General features: G+C 69.0%; 19 protein-coding genes. 8 read left to right on the top strand and 11 right to left on the bottom strand.

Annotated elements, in window-relative coordinates:
* Nucleotides 1–9 precede the first annotated feature (9 nt).
* Nucleotides 10–888, top strand: coding sequence for a DMT family transporter (locus tag VLF18_RS12100; protein WP_325279879.1), 879 nt, complete (start codon nucleotides 10–12; stop codon nucleotides 886–888).
* 5 nt (nucleotides 889–893) lie between these two features.
* On the opposite strand, the gene VLF18_RS12095 is transcribed toward VLF18_RS12100, so the two are convergent.
* From VLF18_RS12095 to VLF18_RS12085, 3 genes are all read right to left on the bottom strand, one after another.
* Nucleotides 894–1,511 carry an alpha-ketoglutarate-dependent dioxygenase AlkB family protein gene (locus VLF18_RS12095; protein WP_414717216.1) on the bottom strand — a complete coding sequence of 206 codons (618 nt, stop codon included), beginning with the start codon at nucleotides 1,509–1,511 and terminating at the stop codon, nucleotides 894–896.
* Nucleotides 1,508–2,707 carry a CaiB/BaiF CoA-transferase family protein gene (locus VLF18_RS12090; RefSeq protein ID WP_325279878.1) on the bottom strand — a complete coding sequence of 400 codons (1,200 nt, stop codon included), beginning with the start codon at nucleotides 2,705–2,707 and terminating at the stop codon, nucleotides 1,508–1,510. Before VLF18_RS12090 ends, VLF18_RS12095 begins: the two co-directional genes overlap by 4 nt.
* Before the next feature lie 87 nt (nucleotides 2,708–2,794).
* Nucleotides 2,795–4,204, bottom strand: coding sequence for an amidase (locus VLF18_RS12085; RefSeq protein WP_325279877.1), 1,410 nt, complete (start codon nucleotides 4,202–4,204; stop codon nucleotides 2,795–2,797).
* Nucleotides 4,205–4,339: 135 nt separating this feature from the next.
* Between VLF18_RS12085 and VLF18_RS12080 the strand changes: the two genes are divergently transcribed.
* On the top strand, nucleotides 4,340–5,137 hold the full coding sequence (locus VLF18_RS12080; protein ID WP_325279876.1) for a GntR family transcriptional regulator: 798 nt from the start codon (nucleotides 4,340–4,342) through the stop codon (nucleotides 5,135–5,137).
* A 26-nt stretch (nucleotides 5,138–5,163) separates the two neighbouring features.
* Here the strand turns inward: VLF18_RS12080 and VLF18_RS12075 are convergent, their stop codons facing one another.
* Nucleotides 5,164–5,664, bottom strand: a complete 501-nt coding sequence (locus tag VLF18_RS12075; RefSeq protein ID WP_325279875.1) for a hypothetical protein — start codon at nucleotides 5,662–5,664, stop codon at nucleotides 5,164–5,166.
* A 280-nt stretch (nucleotides 5,665–5,944) separates the two neighbouring features.
* Between VLF18_RS12075 and VLF18_RS12070 the strand changes: the two genes are divergently transcribed.
* The gene (locus VLF18_RS12070; RefSeq protein ID WP_325279874.1) at nucleotides 5,945–7,549 is read left to right on the top strand and encodes an electron transfer flavoprotein-ubiquinone oxidoreductase; all 1,605 of its coding nucleotides are present in this window, start codon (nucleotides 5,945–5,947) and stop codon (nucleotides 7,547–7,549) included.
* 81 nt (nucleotides 7,550–7,630) lie between these two features.
* Here the strand turns inward: VLF18_RS12070 and VLF18_RS12065 are convergent, their stop codons facing one another.
* The 4 genes from VLF18_RS12065 to VLF18_RS12050 form a co-directional block, all read right to left on the bottom strand.
* A complete protein-coding gene (locus VLF18_RS12065) occupies nucleotides 7,631–8,014 on the bottom strand; it encodes a VOC family protein (protein WP_325279873.1) in 384 nt (127 codons plus the stop codon).
* Nucleotides 8,015–8,142: 128 nt separating this feature from the next.
* Nucleotides 8,143–11,019 (bottom strand): PKD domain-containing protein, encoded by a 2,877-nt coding sequence (locus VLF18_RS12060; protein WP_325279872.1) that lies wholly within the window; start codon nucleotides 11,017–11,019, stop codon nucleotides 8,143–8,145.
* A gap of 151 nt (nucleotides 11,020–11,170) precedes the next feature.
* Nucleotides 11,171–11,590, bottom strand: a complete 420-nt coding sequence (locus VLF18_RS12055) for a hypothetical protein (RefSeq protein ID WP_325279871.1) — start codon at nucleotides 11,588–11,590, stop codon at nucleotides 11,171–11,173.
* On the bottom strand, nucleotides 11,587–12,153 hold the full coding sequence (locus tag VLF18_RS12050; RefSeq protein ID WP_325279870.1) for a sigma-70 family RNA polymerase sigma factor: 567 nt from the start codon (nucleotides 12,151–12,153) through the stop codon (nucleotides 11,587–11,589). Before VLF18_RS12050 ends, VLF18_RS12055 begins: the two co-directional genes overlap by 4 nt.
* Nucleotides 12,154–12,384: 231 nt before the next feature.
* On the opposite strand from VLF18_RS12050, the gene VLF18_RS12045 reads away from it, so the two are divergent.
* Together VLF18_RS12045 and VLF18_RS12040 are read left to right on the top strand one after the other, a co-directional pair.
* A complete protein-coding gene (locus tag VLF18_RS12045; protein ID WP_325279869.1) occupies nucleotides 12,385–12,708 on the top strand; it encodes a DUF6249 domain-containing protein in 324 nt (107 codons plus the stop codon).
* Nucleotides 12,709–12,788: 80 nt separating this feature from the next.
* Nucleotides 12,789–13,562 carry an MmcQ/YjbR family DNA-binding protein gene (locus VLF18_RS12040; protein WP_325279868.1) on the top strand — a complete coding sequence of 258 codons (774 nt, stop codon included), beginning with the start codon at nucleotides 12,789–12,791 and terminating at the stop codon, nucleotides 13,560–13,562.
* An 11-nt stretch (nucleotides 13,563–13,573) separates the two neighbouring features.
* Here the strand turns inward: VLF18_RS12040 and VLF18_RS12035 are convergent, their stop codons facing one another.
* Nucleotides 13,574–16,297, bottom strand: a complete 2,724-nt coding sequence (locus VLF18_RS12035; RefSeq protein ID WP_325279867.1) for a protein kinase domain-containing protein — start codon at nucleotides 16,295–16,297, stop codon at nucleotides 13,574–13,576.
* A 238-nt stretch (nucleotides 16,298–16,535) separates the two neighbouring features.
* Between VLF18_RS12035 and VLF18_RS12030 the strand changes: the two genes are divergently transcribed.
* Together VLF18_RS12030 and VLF18_RS12025 are read left to right on the top strand one after the other, a co-directional pair.
* Nucleotides 16,536–18,155 (top strand): hypothetical protein, encoded by a 1,620-nt coding sequence (locus tag VLF18_RS12030; protein ID WP_325279866.1) that lies wholly within the window; start codon nucleotides 16,536–16,538, stop codon nucleotides 18,153–18,155.
* A 470-nt stretch (nucleotides 18,156–18,625) separates the two neighbouring features.
* Nucleotides 18,626–20,149 (top strand): hypothetical protein, encoded by a 1,524-nt coding sequence (locus VLF18_RS12025; protein WP_325279865.1) that lies wholly within the window; start codon nucleotides 18,626–18,628, stop codon nucleotides 20,147–20,149.
* A gap of 187 nt (nucleotides 20,150–20,336) precedes the next feature.
* Here VLF18_RS12025 and VLF18_RS12020 read toward each other — a convergent pair whose 3' ends face one another.
* Nucleotides 20,337–21,215, bottom strand: a complete 879-nt coding sequence (locus VLF18_RS12020) for a DMT family transporter (RefSeq protein ID WP_325279864.1) — start codon at nucleotides 21,213–21,215, stop codon at nucleotides 20,337–20,339.
* Between the two features lie 254 nt (nucleotides 21,216–21,469).
* Nucleotides 21,470–22,984 (bottom strand): PQQ-binding-like beta-propeller repeat protein, encoded by a 1,515-nt coding sequence (locus tag VLF18_RS12015; RefSeq protein ID WP_325279863.1) that lies wholly within the window; start codon nucleotides 22,982–22,984, stop codon nucleotides 21,470–21,472.
* A 175-nt stretch (nucleotides 22,985–23,159) separates the two neighbouring features.
* On the opposite strand from VLF18_RS12015, the gene VLF18_RS12010 reads away from it, so the two are divergent.
* Nucleotides 23,160–24,413: a M23 family metallopeptidase gene (locus VLF18_RS12010; protein ID WP_325279862.1), complete on the top strand. Its 1,254-nt coding sequence runs from the start codon at nucleotides 23,160–23,162 to the stop codon at nucleotides 24,411–24,413.
* Nucleotides 24,414–24,647 lie beyond the last annotated feature (234 nt).

Raw genomic sequence — 24,647 nt, 5'->3', positions numbered from 1 at the left:
CGTAGGGACATGGGTCTGGGCGAAGCGCTGGCGATCTTGAGTGCATTGGCCTGGTCGGCCGGCGTGATTATCTACAAACGGCTCGGCGAAACGATCGCGCCGACGCGCCTGAACCTCATGAAAAATCTGATCGTGCTCGGCTTCCTGCTGCCGAGCCTCGCGCTGATCGGCGGCCCGCCGCCGCAACTGGGCGCCGCCGACCTCGCGATCACGCTGCTGTCGGGCATGATCGGCATCGCCCTCGCCGACAGCCTGTACCTGACCGCGCTGAACCGCCTCGGCGCCGCGCGCATGGGCATCCTCGGCAATTTCTACAGCCCGTTCGTGATCCTGCTGTCGTTCGTGTTCCTCGGCGAGCGGCTGCAGCCGCTGCAGATGGCCGGCTTCGTGCTCGTCACGAGCGGCGTGCTCGTCGTCGGCGGGCGCACCGCGACCGAACCGGCGCAGCGCCGCGAACTGCGCCGCGGCCTGCTGCTCGGCATCGGATCGATCGCGCTGATGGCGCTCGCGATCGTGCTGGTCAAGCGCGTGCTCGAGACCCAGCCGTTGATCTGGATGGTCGCGCTGCGCATGGCCGGCGGTGTCGGCGGGCTGTTGCTGCTGTTCGCGCTGCGCCGCGAAGCGCCGTGGCCGCGCGCCGAAGAACGCGCGCGCATCCGCTGGCCGGTGGTACTGCTCGGCGCGTTCGTCGGCCAGTACCTGTCAATGCTGTTCTGGCTCGGCGGATACAAATATACGAGCGCCTCGGTCGCGGCGATCCTCAACGAGACCACGTCGATCTTCATCGTGATCCTCGCCGCGATCTTCCTGCACGAAGCGCTGACCCGTCGCAAGCTGCTCGGCGTCGCGCTGACGATATCGGGCGTGGCCTGCATGCTGCTCGCCTGAGTCCGTCAGCCGATCTGCCGGAACGTCAGGTTGATTCGCGGCTCGACCACGCGCAACGCGCGCGGCAGGTCGTGCCGATAGTTGCGCTGGGTCGCGCCGGCCATGAGCAGCAGGCTGCCCGACGGCAGCGGCAGATCGAGCATCGACGCCGGATCGCGCTTGTGCCGCAGCCGGAAACGCCGCGTCGCACCGAAGCTCAGCGATGCGATCGTCGGCTCGGGTCCGAGTTCGCGTTCGTCGTCGCTGTGCCAGCCCATGCTGTCGCGGCCGTCGCGGTAGAGATTGCAGAGCACGCTGTTGAACGGCTGCGCGCAGAGCGTTTCGAGTTCGCTGCGCAGTCGGGAAAGTACCGGCGTCCACGGATGCGGCGCGAAGCGCGTGCCCGAATAGGTGTAGACCGCGCCCGCATCGCCGACCCAGCACGACAGCCGCGGCGACGCGACGCGCCGGCCGAAGATCTGCAGGTGGTGCTGCTCCCAGGCGATCTCGGCACGCAGTCGCGCGAACAGCGCGGCGGGATCGGCGAACAGACCGGTCGCAAAGTGCAGCGTCGCGCCCGGCAACGCCGGCAGCGGCTGCCACTGCGGCGCCGCGAGGAGCGTTCCGACCGGGCCCGCGGTCACGCGCCGGTGACGCCGCGCGCACGCAAGGCCGCGCGCGCGTCGGCGTCGACGCCGAGTTCAGCCAGCACCTCGTCGGAATGCTGGCCCAGCGCCGGCGGCGGCCGCGGCGCGAGCTGCGGGTGTGCGTCGCGCCGCAGCGGGTTCGCCACCTGCGGCAGCGGGCCCCAGCGGTCGTGGATCTGTTCGGCGCGCAGGCCGCGCGCGGCGACCTGCGAGTGCGCGAACACCTGGGCCAGATCGTTGACCGGCCCGGCCGGGACACCGGCTTCGTCGAAGCGCCGCAGCCAGTCCTGCGTCGCGTGCTGCGCAAGGCGTGCGGCGATCGCCGCGACCAGCGCATCGCGCGCGGCGACGCGACCCGCATTCGTCGCGAAGCGCGGATCGGCGGCGAGCGCGTCGAGCCCAACTGCGGCGCAGAAGCGGCGGAACTGATCGTCGTTGCCGACCGCGAGCATCAGATGGCCGTCGGCCGTCGCGAATGCCTGATACGGCGCGATGTTCGGATGCGCCGTGCCGTGGCGCGCCGGCGCCTCGCCGCCGACGAGGTAGTTCATGCCCTGGTTCGCGAGCCAGCCGACCTGGCAGTCGAACAGCGCGAGATCGAGCCGGCTGCCTCGGTCGGTACGCGCACGCTCGTGCAGCGCTGCGAGAATCGCCGTCGCCGCGTACATGCCGCACATGATGTCGCTGACGGCGATGCCGACCTTCATCGGCCCGCCGTCTTCCGCGCCGGTCAGCGACATGAGTCCGGCTTCGGCCTGGATCATCGCGTCATAGCCCGCGCGATGCGCGTTCGGCCCGTCCTGGCCGAACCCCGTGATCGAGCAATAGACGAGCCGAGGATTCAGCGCCGACAGACTCGCGTAGTCGAGCCCGTAGCGCGCGAGCGTGCCCGGCAGATAGTTTTCGACGAGCACGTCGCTGATCGCCGCGAGCCGCCGCACGACGTCCTGGCCTTCCGCCGTCGTGAAATCGAGCGCAAGCGATCGTTTGCCGCGATTGCAACAAAGGAAATATGCCGCAACCGTGTCACCGTCGGCCGCATCGAGGAACGGCGGCCCCCAGCGGCGCGTATCGTCGCCGCCCGCGGGCTTCTCGATCTTGACGACGTCGGCGCCGTAGTCGGCCAGCAGCTGCGTACACCACGGGCCGGCGAGGATGCGGGAGAGGTCGAGGACGCGGAGGCCGGAGAGCATGGCGAGGAAAGAGTCTCGATGAGTGAGAAATGAGTGAAGGCTGGGCGGGCTCCCGCCGGCGGTTACTCGTTGCTCACTTCTCGTTCCTCATTTCTGACTCGGATATTCCGGCGCCGCATCCAGCGCCGCCGCGCAGACCTCGGCGAGTTCCAGCAGGCGCAGGTCCGAGCCCGGCGGGCCGACGAACTGCAGGCCGAGCGGCAGGCCTTCCTGCGTGCGGCCCATCGGAATGCTGAGCGCCGGGCAGCCCGCGAGACTTGCGAAACTCGTGAACTGCGCCTGCTCGGCCGGTTCGGGTTCGTCCAGGCGCGCCGCGGCGCCGGGCGTCGTCGGCAGCACGAGCACATCGACCTCGGCGAATATGCGGCGCGCCTTGAGCACGGACGCATCGAGCATGCGGTCGGCGGCCACGTAATCGCTCGCGGATTTCGCCGCGGCGAAATCGAGCATGCCGCGGAACGCCGGCGACAGCGGATGCTGCGTGTCGGCCAGATCCTCGGCGAAGGTCTGGCGCATTTCCGCTTCCATCAGCAGCAGCCCGGCGCGGCGCGCGCGGGCAAGCGGATAGTCGGAAAAATCGATCTCGCGCCGCTCGCCGAGTTCGTGACACAGGCTTGCGATCGCCTGCTCGAACGCGGCCAGCACGACCGGCGTCGCGCCGAGACCGGCGAGATCGCGCGGAATACCGCAGCGCAGCCGGCCCGGCTCCCAGTCCGGCAGCGCGAACGCGACGCGGCGTTTGCGCGAGCGCGGGTCTTCGGCGTCGTAGCCGGCCAGCACCTGCAGCAGCACCGTGAGATCGTCGACGCTGCGCGCGATCAGACCGATCGCGTCGAGGCGCCGCGCCGCCGGCACGAGGCCGCGCGCCGAGATTTCGCCGTGCGTCGGCTTCAGCGCGAACACGCCGCAATGGCTGGCCGGAATGCGGACGGAACCCAGGCTGTCCGAACCGACCGCCGCCACGCAGAGGCCCGCGGCGACCGCAGCCGCCGCGCCGCCCGACGAACCGCCGGCGCCGTAGTCGGGCTGCCACGGATTGCGCGTCGCGCCGTAGTGCGGATTGTTGGTCGACGCACCCAGCACGCCCTCGTCGAGATTGGTCTTGCCGAGAATCACCGCGCCGGCGCCGATCAGCCGGGCGACGACGGCCGCATCGGCGGCAGCGATTCGCTCGCGCCGCGCCGGCAGGCCCGCGGTCGTCGCCCAGCCGGCGATGTCGATGTTGTCCTTGATCGCGACCGGAATCCCGTCGAGCCGGCCGAGCACGCCGCCGCCCGCGCGGCGTTGCGCACTGGCCTGGGCCTGCGCGCGCGTGACGTCGGGCCGCAGGCCGATGTACGCGTTGAGCTGCGGATTCACCGCGTCGATCGCGGCGAGGTAATGCTCGGTCAACGTGATCGCATCGATGCGTCCGGCGGCGAGCCAATGCAGGGTCTGGCAGGTACTCGCCGCACGGACGCGCATGGCGTCCAGTCCGGCCGACGGCGACATATTCATCCACACCTCCCTGTCCGATGGAGCGGCTAGCGTCAGCGCAGACGAGCTTTTGCGCAAGTCGCTGCGCAGTATTTTTCCCGCCGTAACGTTAGGATTCCGCGCACGCCCGCCACGCCACCGAAGCCGCATCCACCGATGACCGACAGCCAGCGCTCCGATCCGCCTGCGACGCCGCCGCGTCGCGGCCTGCGTTCGTCGCGCAAGCCGCGCTACTTGCAGGTCGCCGACGAACTGCGCGACGAACTCAAGCGCGGCGACCATCCGGTCGGCGGCATGCTGCCGACCGAAGCGCAGCTCTGCGAACGCTTCGGCATCAGCCGCTTCACCGCACGCGAAGCACTGCGCACGCTCGAGGAAATGGGACTGATCGCACGCCGGCGCGGCTCGGGTACCAAGGTCCGCAGCGCCGAGCCGCAGGTGCGCTACAACCAGTACGTCCGCTCGATCGACGACCTGCTGCAGTACACCCAGGCGACGCGCTTCCAGCTGCGCCACAGCGACCGGCTCAACGCCGACGCGACGCTGGCCGGCTGGCTCGACGTGCGTGCCGGCACCGAATGCGTGCTGCTGCACGGCATCCGCTACCAGCGCCGCATGCTCAAGCCGTTCTGCATCACCGACGTCTACCGCCGTGCGAGCATGCAGGGACTGCCGCCAGGCTTCTCGCGCGTCGAGGACGCGATGCGCGCGCTGATCGAGGGCGAACTGTTCGCGCGCGTCGGCCTCGTCGAGCAGAGCCTGTCGGCGGTCGCGCTCGACGCCGAACAGGCCGACCAGCTCGAAGTCGAGCCCGGCACGCCGGCGCTGCGCACGCTGCGGCGCTACTTCGATCCGAAGAACCGCATCCTGCTGGTCGCCGTGACCTTGCATCCCGGCGACGTGTTTTCCTACATGACGCGCTATGAACGCTCGGACGTGATGCGCGGCGTCTGAACCGCCGCGCATCCCCGCGACCTGCCTCAGATGCAGGTCACCGTGCCCTGCAGTTTCCGCTTGCTCGCCGATGCCTGGATGGACGCGCAGACCAGCTGCGATTCCTGCTCGGTCATGCCCCAGCCCAGCACGATGCTGCGGCGCGGGTTGTCCGGCGTGTCGTCGAGCGTCAGATGCGCGTAGTGGACGCTGACTGGCTTCTTGTCGAGCATCTTCTGGAAGCGCGGCTCGATCTCGCGCGAGCATTCCAGGCTCTTGAGCGTGCAGCTGAGCCCTTTGCTCGCCGGACACAGTCGTGCGACGCGCGCATTGCCGTCCTTCGCCTCGCAGTCGGCGGCGTTGGGCCGCTCCTCGATCGCGACGAGTTCGATCTCGCGCTGGCCGCCCTGCATCAGCATGCGTACTTCGATGTAACCGTCGTAGGCGTCCGGGCCGGCGGAAGGTGCCGTCGGCTTGCCGCCGGGACCGCCGATGACCCGGTAGGCCGCGAACGCGACCACCAGCACGACGAGAATGATTCTCCACATGACACGATTTCCCCTGATTGATGAAACGGATCCGGCACGCAGCCGCCCGCGCCGGGCACGCGAAGCCCGGAACGTGGTGCGAAGCCTGGAAGGTTGGCGAATCGCCCCCCGGGGCCAATTCGCCGGCGTAGCGTAGCCGATTCCCCGCGTGCGGACCTCCGCGTCCGGCCCGCCGCGCCGGACGAACGGCGATGGCGCGGCCGGCGGGCGGCGCGGATTGCCGGCTCAACCCGTAGCGCCGACAATCGGCCTCTTTTCTCGCCTCTAGCCGGAGTCCGCCATGAGCGAACGCGATGTCATGGAATACGACGTGGTGACCGTGGGCGCAGGCCCGGCCGGCCTCGCCTTCGCCATCCGTTTGAAGCAGCTCAAGCCCGACATCCGCGTCTGCGTCATCGAGAAATCATCGACCGTCGGCGCCCATATCCTGTCCGGCGCGGTCATCGAACCCGAACCGTTGAACGAGCTGTTGCCGGAATGGGGCAAGAACCCGCCGCCGATCTGCGTACCGGTCACGAAGGACGAGTTCTACTGGCTGCGCGACAAGGAACGCGCGCTGAAACTGCCGGTCGTGCCGCCGCAGATGCACAACAACGGCAATTTCATCGTCTCGCTCGGCGCGCTCTGCGCCTGGCTCGCGCCGCAGGCCGAGGCGCTCGGCGTCGAGATCTATCCCGGCTTCGCCGCGGCCGAACCGCTGTACAACGAAGCGGGCGCCGTCTGCGGCGTGCGCATCGGCGACATGGGCGTGGCCAAGGACGGAACCCACAAGCCCGGCTATACGCAGGGCATCGACATCACCGCGCCGATCACCGTGCTCGGCGAAGGTGCGCGCGGCCACCTCAGCAAGCAGCTCATCGCGAAATACGCGCTCGACAAAGACTGCGATCCGCAGACCTGGTCGATCGGCATCAAGGAACTCTGGCAGCTCCCGCCGGGCCGGGTCGAACCCGGCAAGGTCGTGCACACGCTGGGCTGGCCCGCCGACAACGCGACCTACGGCGGCAGCTTCCTGTATCACCTCGACAAGGACCGCGTCGCGATCGGCTACGTCACGGGTCTGGACTATTCCGATCCGCTGCTGTCGCCGTTCGAGCTGTTCCAGCAGGTCAAGAACCATCCGGCGATCAAGCCGCTGCTCGAAGGCGGCAGCATCCTCTCCTACGGCGCGCGCGCGATCACGGCCGGCGGCTTCCAGTCGCTGCCGAAATGCGAAATGCCGGGCGCGCTGCTGATCGGTGACGGCGCGGGCCTGCTCAACGTGCCGAAGATCAAGGGCACGCACCAGGCGCTGCGCTCGGGCATGCTCGCGGCCGAACACATCGCCGCGACCGGTGCACCGGAAGGCTGGGACGCGAAGCTGCGCAGCTCGGTCGTCGTCAAGGAACTGCACAAGGTCCGCAACATCAAGCCCGGCTTCCACAAGGGCCTCTGGCTCGGTCTCGCGAACGCCGGCTGGGAGACGCTGACCGCCGGCCTGTCGCCGTGGACGCTGAAGAATCACGCCGACTGGAAGCAGTTCCACAAGATCGGCCAGTACGAAGTGCCCCGGCGCGACTTCGTCGAACGCACGCTGCCGCCGCGCGACCGACTCGCCTCGGTCTATTTCGCCGCGACCGAGCACGACGAAGACCAGCCCGTGCATCTGCAGGTGCTCGACACCAACATCTGCGTGACGCGCTGCGCCGAGGAATACCAGAACCCGTGCCAGCGCTTCTGCCCGGCCGGCGTCTACGAAATCGTCAGTGACGAAGCCGGCAAGCGCCTGCAGATCAACGCGGCGAACTGCGTGCACTGCAAGACCTGCGACATCAAGGACCCGTACCAGATCATCAACTGGGTCACGCCGGAGGGCGGCGCGGGGCCGAATTATCAGAACCTCTGATCCGCACGGGCGTCATCACGCTGTGCGTCGGGGCCGGTGCTCACGATGGCAGCGGCCTTGCTGGCCGACACGATCGATCGCTCAGACCTCATACAACTCCAGCGGCAGCCCATCCGGATCGCTGAAGAACACGAAGCGTTTTCCGGTGTATTCGTCGATGCGCACCGGCTCGACGGCGACGCCATGCGCTTCAAGGCGACGCTTGCAGGCATCGACATCGTCGACGGCGAATGCGAGGTGCCGCAGTCCGCGCGCCTCCGGACAGGAAGGCCGCGGCGGCGGGTCGGGAAAAGAGAACAATTCCACCTGTCCACCATCCGGCAAGGCGAGGTCGAGCTTCCAGGAATCGCGTGCGGCGCGGTAGTTCTCGGCAATCACGCGAAGGCCGAGCACTTCGGAGTAGAAGCGCTTCGACACGATGTAGTCGGAGCAGATGACCGCGACGTGGTGCAGGCGTTTGAGCATGCCGCATGGTGCGGGTGTTCGACGATTCCGGGCAAGGCGGGCGTGAACCCATCCCCACCCATCCCCTCCCCTTCAAGGCGGGAGCATGGGTGGGGGATGGGTTCCGCCTCAGCCCGTCAACATCCCGCTTACGGCTCGAACCCGTTGCGGAAGATCAGATCGGCCATCGAATAGCTGCCCGTGATCGACTGATTGCTCAGCGCCGAATAGGCCAGCACGATCACCAGATAATTGCCGGCCGGCGGCGGATTCGGAATGTTGCAGGTCTCGTCCGCCGTGGCGCCGGCGGATTCGCAGAGCGTTTCGCCGTTGAGAATCACGCTGAGATCGGCGTCTTCGCCGGCCGCGCCGGTCGTCACGAAACTCAGATTCGTCGCACCGACCGGCACCTGCAGCGAATAGCGCAACTCGTCGTTCTGCGGCGCGCTCTGGCCCGACACGGTCACGCCGTTGCTCAGCGGAACCGGCGGCGCGAACAGGCGCACGACGCGCGAGAAGCTCGCGCTCGCGCCGTCGTCGTCGGTCACGGTCAGGACGACCGTCTTCGCGCCGTAGGTCGCGTAGGTGTGCGTCGGATTCGGCTGCGTCGACGCCGGGCTGCCGTCGCCGAAGTTCCAGCTCGTCGTTGCGATCGTGCCGTCGAAGTCGATCGCGCTGCTCGTGAACGCAGCCGTCAGATCGTTGACCGTCGCCGAGAAGTCCGGCGTCGGCGGCGCGTTCGTCGCACTCGTGCTCAGTACGACGCGCCAGGCGCCGCGGCTGTAGCTGCCGGCCGTCAGCACGTGCGGCGTGTCGTCGATTTCCAGATCCTGCACGACGAGGCCCAGCGGCAGGCCGGCCGAGAACGCCGTGAAGTTGTCGCCGCCGTCGGTACTTTCATACACGCCGATGTCGGTGCCGACGAAGATCCGGTTCGTGTTCAGCGGATCGACCGCGACGCTGTTCGCCGGCACGTTCGGCAGGCCGGTGCCGACCGCGGTCCACGCCGTGCCCCCGGTGGTCGAGCGGTAGAGGCGCGAATTGCCGAAGCCCGCGCGCGTGATGAAGACGCGCTGTGCGTTGGTCGGGTCCATCGCGACGTCAGAGACGATGCCGCCCGGATAGTCGCCGGTCACGTTCGCGAACGTCGGCGAGGGCACCGATGCGTCGGCGCTGAAGTAGATGCGGCCGCCCGAGGTGCCGACGTAGGTCGGCATCAGCACGCCGATCATCTGCGGCGTGATCACCGACGACGCGCTGCCCATGTTCGGCGACACCGCGGTCCACGAATTGCCGTCGGTCGTCGTGCGGTACAGCGTGTTCGACGCGACGAACAGCTGATTGCCGGCGGCCGCGAGCGGCGTGACCCACGGGAACTGCGACGACGCGACGAGGCCCGTGCGCGGCACGAGCTCGAAGCTGCCGAGGCTGCCGCTCGCATTCGAGCGCACGATCGTCGGCATGTTGCTCTGCGGATAGCTGGTCTGGAACACGCGCGACGGCGTGGTCGGATCGACCACGTTCATGAAGCCGTCGCCGCTCGCGAAGGTCAGGCCCCACTGCAGGCTCGTGCGGCGTCCCGACGACCCGTTGTCCTGCGCGCCGCCGAACACGATGTTGACGTCGTTCGGGTGCACGGCGATGTCGTAGAACTGCATGATGTTCAGATTCGAATTCATGTTGACGTACGACAGACCGCCGTCGTCGGTGCGCCAGAGGCCGCCGTCCGTGCCGACCCAGAAGCGGTTCGGATTCGTCGTCGAATAGCGCACGACGTGCGTGTCCTGATGCACTTTCTGCGACGTGCCCCAGGTGCTCGTCATCGCGGTCAGCGTCGCGCCGCCGTTGGTGGAACGCGCGTGGCGGATCGTGCCGACGAGTACCGTCGAGGCGTCGGTCGGATGCACGGCGACCGTCAGGTTGTAGCCGCACTGCCCTTCGCAGGCGTCGGCGTTGGTCTGCGACCAGTTCAGGCCGCCGTCGATCGTGCGGTAGAGACGGTCGCCGACCAGCGCGTACAGCGTATTGCTGTCGCTCGGCGACATCGTCAGGCGCATGCGCGAGCCGGCCGGGTTGAGGCCGGTGTTCATCGGCGTCCAGGTCGCGCCGCCGTCGACCGACTTCGACACGCCGGTGTTGATGAGGCCCGTATAGGCGATGTTCGTGCCCGGCACGAACACGATGTCCTCGACGTTCGTGCTGAGCACGCGCGTCCAGGTCAGACCGCGGTCGGCCGAGCGGAACACGCCGGCGCCCGACAGCGAACCGCCCGCGCAGGTGCCCGCGCCGCCGGCGAGGATCACGTTGCTGTCGGTCGGCTGCACGGCGACCGCGTTGACGATGGACAGCGGCATGGCGGTCGGGCCGCTGCCGTTGCGCGCATTCCAGGTCGCGCCGGCGTCTTCGCTGAGGAACACGCCCTGGCCGAAATAGCCGGCGCAGCCGCCGCCGTTCTTGTCGCCGGTGCCGACCCAGACCACGTTCGTGTTGTTCGGATCGAGCGTCACCGCGCCGATCGGCAGCGTGCCGACCTGGTCGAAGATCGGTGTCCAGCTCGCGCCCGCGTTCGTGGTCTTCCAGACGCCGCCGGCGGCGCTGCCGATGTAGACCGTATCCTCGTTGCCCGGCACCGGCGTCACGGCGTTCAGACGCCCGGCGACGCGGCCCATGATCCAGTCGGTCATCGTCATCGACGACGGGCCGACCGGCGCCCAGGATTCGCCGAGCGCCTCCTGTTGCGGGTCCTTGCTGCGGCGCAGTTGCTTCAGCGTCTCCACGGCCGCAGCGCGCTCGCGCCCCGCGTCCGGGTTGTCGCGCAGGGCGCGCGTGCGCTCGAACCACAACTGGCGCTGTTCGATCTGCCAGGACTCCTCGCGCGGCTGACCGGGCGCGTGGCCGATCTCGCTTTCGGCCAGCTTGTCGATGTGTTTGGCCTGGCGGTGCCAGGCCGAGGCCGGTGCGAGCGGAAGCAGCACCAGACCGGCGAACGCTCCCCACGCGCGCCAGTCGCTGAACGACTTATGCATACGAATCTCCCCGATACGTCATGCCGCCCGCCGGACGCAGGCCGCAGAGATCTCGATCCTAAGGCGTAGTGCGGACGGACTCATAGGCCGAAACTCACGGCCCTAATGACCGATTTGCATAGTTCCGCGGACGATTATGTCTGGAAGCGACTCAGCGCAGGGGTCGCCGCACCGGCAGCTGTGCCGCGGCGAGCCCGGCGAGCAGCAGCAGGGTCCAGCCATTGAGGATCCGCGGCAACGACGGCAGTGCGGCCTGCAGATCCGCGAGCCAGCTGGCGCCTTCGAGCAGCAGCCCGGCGCCGGCGAGCACGGCGAGCGTGCCCAGCAGGACGGCGATGCCGCGCCGCTCCCAGCGCGGATCGAGCAGCGCGGCGGTCTCGGCGCGGCGCGCGACACGCGTGGCGAAATCCGCCGGCAGGTCGACCGGCAGGGGTTCGCGCAGCGCCCGGGCGATCAGGCGGTACGAGGCAGGTGCTTCCGTACCGGCCGCACCGCGCTCGGCGTCGAATGCCTGCTCCTGCCGCAGCCATTCCGTCTGCTGTGCCGGCGACACGATCGGATCGGTCTTCATGCGGTCTCTCCGAGGCGGGCCTGCAGCCGCTCGCGCAGGCGCAGACGGCTGCGAAACAGGTGGCTCTTGATCGTGCCGGCCGGCAATCCGCTGACCTGCACGATCTCCGGAATCGTCAGTTCGTCGAGGTGATACAGCGTCAGCAGCATGCGCGGCAACGGCGGCAGCGCATCGATCGCCGCGCGCAGATGATCGCGCAGTTCCGCATCGGCCCAGGCCGACTCCAGATCGAAGCCGTCGCCCTCCTGCAGATACGGGTCGTACTCGCCGTCGTCGGCCGCATCGACGAGCGGCACCTGCTTCTTTTCCAGGTGCCGCAGCGCGACGGCGTATGCGACGCGGCCGATCCACGATTTCAAGGTGCTTTCGTAGCGGAACTGATGCAGGTACTGGTGCACGCGCAGGAACGCTTCCTGGCACAGCTCGCGCGTATCTTCCGGATGCCGCACGAGCCGCTGGATGATGTGCCAGCACAGTCCCTGGTGATCGGCGACCAGACGCTCGAACGCGCCCGCGCGCCGCGCGAGCACGGCATCGACCAGCACGCGGTCCGGGTTCGTCACGAAGATCGCTCCATGCGCCGCAAGATACGGAAACCGCGACGGCGGTTGCAGCGCCGTCGCGAAACGAGGAAATGGAGGGAAGGGGGTGGCAACCGGAGAAGGCGTTGACGTGCCTCTCTGGTTGCTACCTGCTCACGTCGGGTTCTTGCCGATGCTCTTGCAACCGCCCCGCCCGCACACGTATCCATAGCCCGCGACCGGCCGTTGCGCCGACGGCTAGCGGAGAACCCCATGTCCACGCAGTTCCTGATACCGATCGCCCTGTTCGGCTGCATCACGTACGTCGTCAAGCTGCTCATCGACGCGCGCCTGCGGATTCTGATGATGCGCGCCGGCAGTTCGGACGAGCTGATCCGGTCGATTCTCGACGGCGAGGCGCTGCAGCGCCGATATGCCTCGCTGCGTTCCGGCATCACGCTGCTCGCGCTGGCCGCGGGCTTCGCGCTGATCCAGCTGTTCGGCTGGAACGACATCACGCCCGGCGCGATCGCGGTGATCGCCGCGGCCGTCGGCGTCGGCAATCTCGCCTACTACGCACTGACGAACCGGCGCTGAACAGCGGCGGGCGGCCCGTGCCGGTTGCCGCCGGCGCGACGCTGCCACAGACTCCGGCGACGCCTCCGACGGACATCGCCATGGCCGAGGACATCCCCGCTGCGGTTCGCGAAATCCTGCTGTCGTTTCCGGAAGCCGAGGAATACGTCTCGCACGGCTCGCCGAATTTCCGCGTGCGCGGCAAGACTTTCGCGAGCTTCCTCGTGAACCATCACGGCGACGGCCGCGTCGCCATGTGGCTGGCGTCGCCGCCCGGCGCGCAGGAACAGCACGTGCGCGACGAACCGGAATATTTCTTCGTGCCGCCCTACGTCGGCCCGCGCGGCTGGCTCGGCGTCGAACTCGACAAGGGGCTCGACTGGAAACGCGTCGCCGGCCTCGCGCGCGAGGCCTACGAAAAGGCCGCGCCCGCGGCGCTGAGCAAGCAGATCGGCAAGACCATCGTCATCGTGCCGCCGAAGGCAATGATGAGCGCCGAGGAACGCGACCCGATGCTCGCGCCGGCCGTGCAGAAACTCGTGGAGCCCTTGCGCGGGTACTGCCTGTCGCTACCCGAAGTCGTCGAGGATCCGCGCTTCGGGTCGCCGTCCTGGCAGGCCGGCAAGCGCACGTTCGCGACCGCCTACCGCTACGACGGCACGCTGACCTTCGCGTTCTGGGTCGGCGTCGAGCAGCAGGGGCTGTACACCGCCGACAGACGCTATTCGATCCCGCCCTACATGGGCCACAACGGCTGGATTGCCCTCGCCGTCGGCGCGAAGCCGAACTGGAAAGAGATCCGCAGCCTCGCGCTGCAGAGCTATCGGCACTTCGCGCTGAAGCGGATGCTCGCGAAGCTCGACGACGCGACCTGACGGGGTCCGGTTCACTTGACGCCGACCTGGCCCCGCTCCCGCTCCGCATTCGCATACACGCGGCTGCGGCCGCCGCCGTCGGCCTTGGCCAGGCCGTCCACCGCCGCGGCGAGCAGCGGCGCGGCGGTCGCACGGTCGCCGCGCTGTACGGCGACGAGCCCTCGCAGCGCATCGACGCGCAGTTTCCAGAACCCGTCGGCGCCGGCGGCTTCCAGCGCGGCCGGATCCAGCACCGCCACGAGACGCGCGGCTTCGTCGGTTCGCCGCCGCTCCAGCGCGATCGCGGCCAGCCAGTAGATCGACATCTGGCTTTGCGGGTTCTTCTCGCCGAGCTGGGCGACGAGACGCTGCTGGAACGGCCGCAGTTTGCCGTCGGCGGCCGCGGCGTCTCCGCTCTCGAACAGCGCCTGGCCCCAGTTGATGGCCGTGACGGCCGTGATGTTGTGCTCCGGCCCGAACTTCGCGAGCGCGCCTTCGTGCACGCGCTGCGCGTAGTCGAGCGCCCTGGGCCACTCGGCGCGGCGCATCGCGATATCGAACAGATCGCTGAGCACCATGATGTTGCGCATATGTCCCGCGCCGAGCCGCGTGACGATGGTCTCCTGCGCCTCGACGAGCTGCGCTTCGGCGGTCGCGAGATCGCCTTCCATCGTATAGGTGCGCGCGACGGCGGCCTTCGCGAACGCGATGACGAGTCCGTTATCGTCGTCGCGCGCGCCGACTTCCGCGATCAGCGCCGCGCCTTCGGCACGCGCACCGGCCAGATCGCCGGTCTGCGTCAGGCCATTGATCAGGTCCATGCGCATCGAATCGCGCTGCGTGACGTTGTCGGGCTCGAACCTGCGCGCGATCGGGATCGCGATGCGCAACTCCGCGACGCCCTTGGCGTACTCGCCCTGGTTCATCAGATAGACGCTCCAGGCCGAACCGCGCAGGTATTTCGCATAGTCGTCGCCGTCGTTCGCGATCAGCGCGTCCATCGTCTGGAGTTCCTTCAGCGCGGCGTCGAACTTGCCGGTGCGCGCAAGCATGCGCGCGACGAAGGTGCGCGCCTTGAGCGCGTTGCGGCTCGCCGCACCTTCGCTGCTTTCATACAGCGCGAGCGCGCGGCGCGCCTCGTCCTCGGCTTCGGGCAGCAGCTCGAGCATGTTGAACAGCGTCACGAGGCTCATGCGGATCGACGCTTCGGTCTGCGGCTGCGCGCCGAAGCGCCGCGAGACGCGTTCGCGCGCCGCGAGCAGCACATCCTTCAGCGACGCGCTCTGCCCTTTCGCGACGACGAGCGGATTGGACCGGCCGATCAGGTCTTCGTTGAGAAACCGGTTGATCGCCGTGGCGCGGTCGAGTTCCCGCTGCGCGTCGTTGCGCGCGCGCAGCGCGGCACCGTAGAGGCCGAGCACGACGACGACGCTCGCCGCGAGCGCGACGATCAGCGCAACCAGGTAAGGCCGCCGCGCACGGCTGCGTGCGAGCGATTCATTCGCGCTGCGCGCCTGCGCTTCGTCGCGGCGGACGCGTTCGTTGCGCAGGCGACGCGGCTCGCGGTCGCGCAGCCGCGCGGCGAGTTCCGCGACGCTCGCCAGACGCCGCTCGGGATTGCCGTCGGTCGCCAGCCGCACATCCTCGCGCAGCAGTTCGTCGGCGACGTCCTGCTCCCAGCCCGACACCATCGGCTTGTTCAGGCGGCCCGCCAGCAGCTGATACAGCAGGATGCCGAGCGCGAACACGTCGCTCTGCACGGTCGGCGCGTGGCCGGCGAACACTTCCGGCGCGACGTAGAGCGGCGTGCCCGCCGACGAATCGGTCGCGATGCTCTGCGTCACCGTGAGGCCGAGCTGCGTGATGCCGAGCGACTCCAGCCGCTCCGGGTCGAGCAGCCGGCCGCTGCCGAAGTCGGTCAGGCGGATCAGCCAGCCCGGCTCCGCCGGCGCGATCAGCACGTTCGCGGGCTTGAGATCCTTGTGCAGCACGCCGACCGCGTGCGCCGCGGCTACCGCATCGGCGATCTGCAGGAACAGTGCGACGCGTTCTTCGACCGACAGCGCCGCCAGATGCCGCTCGGACCAGTCGAGCAGACTGTCGCCGCCGAACTGGCATTCCAGGAAGAACGGCGGGCTTTCGAAGTTCCAGTCGATGATGTCGACGAAATGGGTGCGGTCGTCGAGGCTTTCCTGCAGCACGCGCGCGAGCGTCGCTTCGCGCTTGAGCGAGCGCAGCCGCTCGCCGTCGGTGCCGAACTTGTAGACGCGCTTCTCGCGCGTCTTCGCGTGCTCGGCCAGCCAGACCTCGCTGCCGCGGTTGCTGCCGAGCTGGCGGCGCAACAGGAAATTGTCGCGGCCGGGCACGGGCTGGCCCGCCGACAGATCGATGCGGCTCGTGAGCCGGCGGCCGACCGCGATGCGCTCGATCGCGCCGTCGAGCCGATAGCCGATGCGTGCCTGGGTCTGCACGCGCTCCGCGTTCGCCTCGCCGAGCGCACGGCGCAGCTTGTTGATCGCGTTCGGCAACACCTTGTCGACCGTAATGCGCCCGGCCCAGACCTCGCGCAGCAATTCGTCCTTCGTGACGACCTCGCCCGCGTGGCGGAGCAGATAAAGCAGCACTTCGAGCGCGCGCCGCTCGACGTCGACCGGCAGGCCGGCCACGCGCAGCTCGAAGCGCGCCTCGTCGAACTCGGCCGTGCCGAAGCGATAGGAATAGGAGGGCCGTTCCGGCGTGTCGTTGTCGATCTTCATGCGTGCTGAAGGCGCGGCGCCGGCGGCCGGGAATCGCTTCCGGCGGCGAAAAAATCGCCGCGCAGCGCGGCGTTACCCATCCGTTACCGCGCCGTTATCCATCCGTGCCTACGAAATCCGTCGTGAACCCTAGCATGGGTCGCCTGCGCCGGCCTATCGCATGAACGCGAACGCACGGAAACGTCAGCCGAACAACACGGACCGCGGCGCAGGCCCGCCTGAGATCCGGAGAGAACCCATGTCGAACCTGAAAATTGGAGCCGCGCTCGCCGCGGCCCTGGTCTACGCGCCGCTCGTCCCCGCGCAGACCGCCGCCTGGCGCGTCGTCGCCGGCGAAGACAGCCGCGTCGTCACGACCGGCATGCCCAACGGCACCGGCCGCAGCCTGACCGACGCCATCCTCGGCGACGCCGGCGGCGAGCTCGTCGGCCTGCGCGTGACCAGCCCCGACAGCCTCGCCGGCTATTGGGCGCGCACGCCCGGCACATTCGTGCGCTACACCGAACTCGGCGTCACCGGCGTGCGCGGCCCGGGCCGCCAAGGCGCCGAGGCCGGCCACGTATTCCAGAACATCGTCTCGGGCGACGGCGCCTCGGCACCCGACGGCCAGCGCGTGTTTGCCGGCCGTGCCGGCGAACCCGGTTCGAGCACGAACAACAGCTACGGTATCTGGCGCTGGGACGGCACGCGCAATGTCGAGATCGCACGCGCACAGACCGACGCCGTACTCGGCCCGGGCCTCGGCGCGGGCTGGCGTTTCGCCGACGCCTCGGGCTTTGCGGTCGGCCGGGCGATGAACGGCGGCAACGTCGTGCTCGACGCCGACCTGCTGAGTCCGACCAACGCGAGCGGCCGCGCGATCGTCAGGCACATGCCCGGCACCGGCAACCGCCCCTGCCTGCGCGCCGGCGCGACCGAAGCCGCGCTCGCACCGGGCCTCGCCGCCGGCGACTCGTTCCACACCGGCTGGACCCTGACCGACAGCGTCAGCGTCACGCGCGAGGGCCGCGTCTACGGCGTGTTCGACGCGACCGGCTCGCGCGGCGGCATCTGGGAAATCTGCGCCGGCAATCCGCGCGCGGTCGCCGTCGACGACGAGACCGGCGCGCGCGGCCCCGACATCGGCATCGCCACGGCGACGTTCAGCAACGACTTCGAAGCGGCCCAGCCCGGACTTCCGAACCAATTGTACTTTTTCAATTATTTCCGCCGCACCAGCGGCTCTTCGAGCGAATACGGCCTGTTCTGGCATGACGGCTCGCGCAACCGCCCGATGGCCTATCGCGATACCACGGGCTACTACGGCCCGAACTGGATCGACGCAACCTGGCTCACGTTCAATCCGGAAACGCTGAGCGCGAACGGTGCCTATGCCGCGTTCACCGCACGCGTGGAGACTACCGACGGCGGCAATCCGACCGGTTTCTGGCGCGTGCGCACCGGACAGCGCCCCGAACTCGTCGCGCTGATCGGCATTCCGGGCCAGTACGGGCCCGAGCCGACCCGCACCTGGGTCAGCTTCGGTGCCAGCGCCGTGCTCGCGAACGGCACGATCGTCGTGGAAGCACGCACCAACCCCGGTGACGTCAACGCGCTGTGGGCACTCGAAGCCGGCCGCGCGCCGCGCAAACTGCTCGAACCCGGCCAGGCCGTCACCGTCGCAACGACGACCGGCAACCTGCAGGCCACCGTGTCGACCTTCGACCTGCCCGGCTACGGCTCCGACAGCAGCCGCGGCCGCGACCGCTGGATCGGCGCCGACGGCAACGTGCTCGTGTCGGCAACGGTAGCGACCTACGGCCAGGTGCTGCTGCTCGCGCAGGCGTCGGACCGCATCTTCCGCGGCACGCTCGACTGATTCGCCGACCGCATCACCGCGCGGCAGCGACGGCGGCGGGACAGCCGGACATCGATCGCCCGTAGCCAGGCGCGCGCAGACCCGGCCATCGCTGCCGCCGGTGATGCGGTGTTTTTTCCTCAACTCGAAGACCGCGGCGGCACGGACGCATTCCCAGCGCGGGCGGCAGCAGGAATGCCGCGGTTTTCGAGCTCTTTGCTTCACGCCGGAACTGCCGCCGCCGAAGCGACGCAGGCCGCAATAAGCGCAGCGCATCGTGCCGGCAACAACAACGACAAAAGCGGAGGAGCAAAGCTCCTTCGCGTCCGCCGAACCCATCGGGCTCCGGACGCATCGCACGCGGTTTCACGCGGGTCGCTTCGGGAAGACCTGGCGCAATGCCCTACGGTCATTGCGCGCTACGGTTTTCTTCTGGAACTCCGCACGCTCCCGTCGTTCTGATGCGCGACTCCAGCCGAGGGAACAGTGCGATGAGTATACGAAGGGCATTTGTCGGATTCTTTCTGGGAACTTTCGCGGCGCACGGCGCTCATGCGGTGATGCTGAACGCGCACGGCCAGGGTCAGGTGCTGATCTGGCCGTACTACACGACGGCAGCCGGCAACGCGAGCCTGATCACGCTGACCAACCATCTCGACCGCGCGAAAATCGTGCAGCTGCGTGTCGCGGAAGGCGAGAACGGCCGTAGCGTCGCAGCGCTGAACGTCTACCTCGCGCCGCACGACAGCTGGACTGCGGCGCTGTTCGACCGCGGCGAGAACGAATCGCCGGGGCTGCTGACCGACGACCCTTCGTGCACCTATCCACAACTGAGCAGATCAAACGATCTGCCGCAGCTGCCGGATGGCCGGCGCTACCTGCCGCTGAGCGTGCCGATCGACGCTGGCAGCAGCGAACCGCGGCGCGTACGCGAAGGCTATGTCGAAGCGGTGGAACTGGCGGCGATCGTCGCCGACAGCGCCACCGCATCGGCGATCACGCCGGCGGCCGGCGGCGCACGCGACTGCCTGCTGATCGAACAGGCCTGGACGGCACCTGCCGGCTATTGGACACGCAACCCGCTGCGCGATCTGACGAATCCCGGCGGTGGGCTCAGCGGCTCGATCGCGATCGTGAACGTCGCCGCCGGCACGCTCTACGGTGCGCAGGCGACGGCGCTCGACGAATTCCGCGTCGATCCCGAGGACCGTCCGCGCGGCACGCGCGCCAGCGTCGCCCAGCATTTCGCGCCGCCGCCGGGCGTGCTGTCGCTGCTCGGCAGCGCACTGAGCGATCCCGCCACCGGTCAGGCGACCGCACTGCTGATCGACGGCGGCCGCGTGATCCAGGCGCATTATCCGAGCGATCGCGCTCTCGATGCCGTCAGCGCCGTGCTGATGGCCGCGCGGCTCAGTGCGCCGTCCGACACGACGGCCCGACTCGGCGCGACGACGTCGTTCGCGCTGACCTACCCGACACGCGCGCACTACACCGATCCGCAGCTCGGCGCCACAGCGCCGCGCCCGCCGTTTCAAACCACGTTCCGCGGCGTGGTTCCTCTCGCGCAATCGCCGGGCCACGCATTCCGCCTGCTCGATCGCGAAGGCGCCGAACTGTTTCGCGGCCCGCTCGGCCAGGGCGCGCTCGCGCTGCGCACGACCGGCACGGCCGTCGAGCTGGTTTCGCTGGCCGGTGTCCGCGATTCCGCATTCGACTCGCGGCTGCATGGACACATGGGCACCGCCGGCCAGAACGGCAGACCCGTGCCCTACTTCGGCGACGGACAGCTCATCGTCGAATTCGATCAGGCACGCGATACGTCCCCCGTGCTGCCCGCATCACTCGAAGGCTACCGCCTCGCCGGCCTGCCGGTGATCGGCACGCGCTTCACGCACTACACGAACCAGAACGCTGCGCCGGGCGTGCTGGCCACGTATGCCGAAGCGGCGCCGATGCAGGCGCAGATGCGTTGTTCGTCGCCTGGCGGCGGACGTTGCGCGGATGTGTCGCCGTAGCGGCCGTGAACGTGTCGCGCAACACAGGGCGCAATAACCGAAGGGCATTGCGCCGAATACGTCGAAGAAGCCAAAGCCGGTCCATGCACGCTGAAGCAAATGACTTCGGATGCAGCGCCCGCATTGGCGGGCGACTCGGCTTCGGAGAGACCTTGGCGCAATGCCCTTCGGTTCGCCCTACGTTGCCTTACCGCCGCCGCGCCGTCAGCGGATGCACGATCACCGCGGCGACGATGATCACGACGCCGAGATAGAACGCCGCGTCGAGCTGCCGCTGTTCGCCGAACAGCAGTGCGGCGATCGCAATCGCATAGACGGGTTCGAGGTTGATCGCGAGTTGCGCGGTGAAGGCGCTGATCTGGCGCAGCGCGACGAGCGAGAGTGCGAACGGCAGCAGCGTGCAGCCGTAGGCGAGGACGACGAGCAGCACGGAATCATGCAGGTCGGGCAGGACGAACGCGGGTGCGTCGCCGGCGAGCAGCGGCGCGACGAGCGTCAACAGCAGCGTGCCCGCGCCGAGTTCGATCGCGGTGACGGTGAGTGCGTCGGCGTTGCCGGCGTGACGTTTGTTCAGCGCCGAGAACGCGGACGCGAAGAACGCGGAGATCACGCCGACGACGAGGCCGAGATGCATGCCCGATGGCGTGCCGCCGACGACGAGGAGTACGCCGGGTACGACGGCGAGTCCGAGGCCGAGTTCGCGCAGGTCGAACGGGCGCCGCGCGATCCACGGTTCGATGACGGCGAGGAAGATCGGGCACAGCGCCATCGAGATGACGGCGACGGAGGCGTTGGCGAGTTTGATCGCACCGTAGAACGCGAGCCAGTGCAGCGCGACGACGGCGCCGATGCCGGCGTAGATGGCGATCTGGCGTCGCGGCATGGCGCGCAGCGTGCGCCAGACGCGCGGCAGCAGCAGCGCGGTCGCGCTGACGAGCAGCATGCGCCACCAGACGAGCGCGGTGGCGGGCAGGCTGATGAGTTTTCCGAGGATGGCGGTGAGTCCCCAGAGAACGACGCAGAAGTGGATCTGGAGAAGTGCCTTTGCTGATGCGGACAGGGGCAAGGGGCACCGGCGGCCGTGGGGCGGACGGAAAGCATGACAGTTCCGTGGTTTCAGTGCAGGCGTATGTGGGTTGCAGCGGAAACCCATCCCGCCCGTGCCCGTCCGGCCCGTTGGGCGTTCAGGACAACCGGAACCTGTGGTTCTGAGCGATCGTCTCTCCCTCCTTGAAGCGGAGGGTTTTTCTCGCTTTTTCCGGGCTATTTCGAGTCCTCGACGCGACATCGGAAAGATGGGATCGCCTCGCGCACCCAGCCTCACGGCATCACGGGAATCCCGATCAACGACCCCGCAATCGTCGCGACGACGACGGTATCGCCAGCCAGCACCGGCGATCCCGCAATACCCCACTGGTGCCCGCCCGTATCGGGCAGCGGCCTCCGCGCAACGAGCTTGCCGCTGCGGCGATCGAGCACGCTGAAACTGGCGACGTGACGGACGAAGTACGGCGTGCCGCCGGCGACACCGGCATAAATATACTTTTTCGTGACGAGCGGCGTGCCCCAGGTCCAGCCGTAGACGTCGGTGCGCCAGATCGCGCGGCCGTCGGCGGGGTCGATCGCGCTGACGCGGCGCAGGTCGGACGAGCCGACATAGATCACGCCGTCGCGCACGACGGGTGTCGACTCGACCCACGAGCCCCAGAAATACAGGCGCCATTTCGTCTCGCCGCTCGCGGCGTCGATGGACAGCAGGCCCGCGCCGCGGTTGCCGACGAGGACGCGGCCTTCGTGGACGATCGGTGCGGCGTCGACGGCGGCGCCGGTGTCGTTGCGCCAGCGCTCGCGGCCGTCGGCGCGGGCAAGGGCGTAGACACTGTTGTCCATGCTGCCGACGTAGACGGTTTCGCCGTCGACGGCCGCGGCATTGCGGATGGCCGCGCGCGTGGCGAAGCGCCAGCGTCGCTTGCCGTCCTCGATCGCCACGGCGTGGAAGCTGCCGTCGCCGGCGCCGACGTAGACGGTGTCGTCGGCAACGACGGGCTGCGCGCCCTGCCAGTCCCAGTCGAAAACCTGCGGATGCGGCAGCACGCGCGGCGTACCGGCGTCGCCGAGGGCGTAGCGCCAGCGTTCCTTGCCGTCGTTGCGGTTCAGTCGATACAGCAAGCCGTTGTCGGCAGTGACGTAGACCGCGTCACCGCTGACCGCGGCGCTCGCGAAGACCGGTGCGCCGGTCGTGAAGGTCCAGCGCAGGTTGCCGTCGCGCGTGTCGACGGCGTTGACGATGCCGCCGGTCGTGCCGATGTAGGCGACGCCGTCGGCGACGGCGGGCGAGGCATAGACCTGTCCGCCGATCCGCGTTTCCCAGCGCGGCTCCGGGCCGGCCGGCAGTTTCGGCGGCGGCGCTTCGGCCGGCAGCTGCTTCGCGCGCTCGAAGACGGCCGGGCTGTTCGGACCGGGATAGGTGCCGCTCAAGGTGTCGCCGGCCAGCTGCAGCGACAGTGCCATGTCCTCGTGCACGACGCGGTCGCCGTCGCGTTTCACCTCGCCGCCGGGGTCGGCGTCGAAGTAGTTCGAGATCGGCTGCGTGATGCGCATCGTGAGTTTTCCGTCGGCGCCGCGCACGAAGTGCAGGCCGACCTCGATCTTCTCGCGCGCCGATCCGGCCGTGCCCCACCAGCGGCCTTCGACCGGATCGCGCGGCGATTCGGCCGCAGTCGCGACCGATGCGGCCGCGCCGCACCACAGCACGGCCGCGACCAGCGCCGTGACGAAGCCCTGTATCCCCGCGCCGTACAGGCGCACCGCTGCCGCCGATGACATGCCAGGCATGATCGTTCTCCTCTGATCGTCGATGCTGTCGCGGCGCCGGGTTTCCCCCGGTGCACAGGCTAGATCCGGAACGGTTTCACGACCGCGTGCTCAAGGGCACGCGCAGTTTGCGAAAATCGCCCGTCCGGGGCGGTCGACACGGCAGGCTCACGCAGGGGGCGGGACGATGCACGGCATGCGGCAATCCGACTCGACATTCCGGCGGCACGGTTTCATCGGCGCAGCGGCGATGCTGCTTGGCAGCGGTATCGCCGCTGCGCAGCCGCCGGTCGCGCACTGGGTGATGCCCGACGACGCGGCGCGCGACGAACTCTCGGAACCGGCGCGCCTGCGCATCCGCCACGAGATCGAGGCCGCGCTGGCATCGCCGGCCTTGCGTGACGCGACGGCGCGCCGCAAGGCAGCCGGCGCCGTGCTGCTGCACTGGCCGCTGCGTTCGCTGCGCGACGACGGCGCGGGCTATCACGGCATCTCAAACTACGTCGATCACGACCCGGCGTTTCCGGGCCGGCTGCGCGACTACGCCTGCGGCACACGCACCTACGACACCGAGAACGGCTACAACCACGCGGGCACCGACTATTTCCTCTGGCCGTTTCCGTGGCTGACGATGGACGAAGGCTCGGTCGCCGCGGTGGCCGCCGCGCCAGGGGTGATCGTCGGCGTCGTCGACGGTCATCCGGATCGCTCCTGCACCATGGGCGACCGGCCCTGGAACGCGGTCTATCTGCGCCACGACGACGGCAGCGTCACCTGGTACGGGCATCTGAAGCGCGGCAGCGCGACGACGAAGCGGCCCGGCGACGCGGTCGACGCCGGCGAATACCTGGGCCTCGTCGGCAGCTCCGGTTCGTCGACCGGACCGCATCTGCACTTCGAGCTGCACGACGCCACCGGCCGCGTCGTCGACCCGCGCCACGGCAACTGCAACGCCGAGCCCGAACGCTGGTCGCCGCCGCAGCCCTATCGCGATCCGGCCATCAACACCGTCTCGCTGCACGCTCAGGAACCGCAGTTCGTCGGCTGCGGCACGGACGGCATGCTCGACGTCCGCGAACAGCCGAATGCGGTCGACAGCGTCGTGCCGGGCACGCCGTTCTACGTGCTCGCGACCTTCCGCGACCATCAGAGCGGCAATCCCGCGACGTTCACGCTGCTGCGCGCCGACGGCAGCGAGTTCGCGCGCTGGCAGTACGACCTCGCCGACGCGAACCTGCCGCGCAGTTTCTATACCGCGACGGCCTTCACCTGGCGCCACACCGTGCTCGCGGATGCGCCGCGCGGCAACTGGCGGTTCCGCGCCGAGTTCCAGGGCCAGAGCTACACGCGCACGTTCTTCGTCGGCACGGCCGAGGAAGCCCGAACCGATGCCGTGCGCCGCGAGCGCGCGGCGGTCGGTGCGCTGCGGCTGCCGCGGACGTCCGACTGATCGCGCCGGCGAACCGGGCGTGCCTGTGACAAATCGGCGCGTCCGCGCGAATTGAGTGGTCGAGCCCGCGAACGGGCTCGACCACCCACAGCGGACACTCCGATGAAACCCATGCTCCTGCCGGCAGGCCTTGCCGGCGCCGACGTCCAGGCACGCGCCGCAACGGCCGGGGCCGTGCCGTGATGATTCTCCTCGTCCCGGCGAATAAGCTCCGCGAGGCCGGCCCGGCCCCGC

It is taken from the genome of Tahibacter sp., from assembly GCF_035481375.1.
Lineage (GTDB): Bacteria > Pseudomonadota > Gammaproteobacteria > Xanthomonadales > Rhodanobacteraceae > Tahibacter.
The sequence above is the reverse complement of the archived record's forward strand: the minus strand, read 5'-3'. Positions and strand labels throughout refer to the sequence as shown.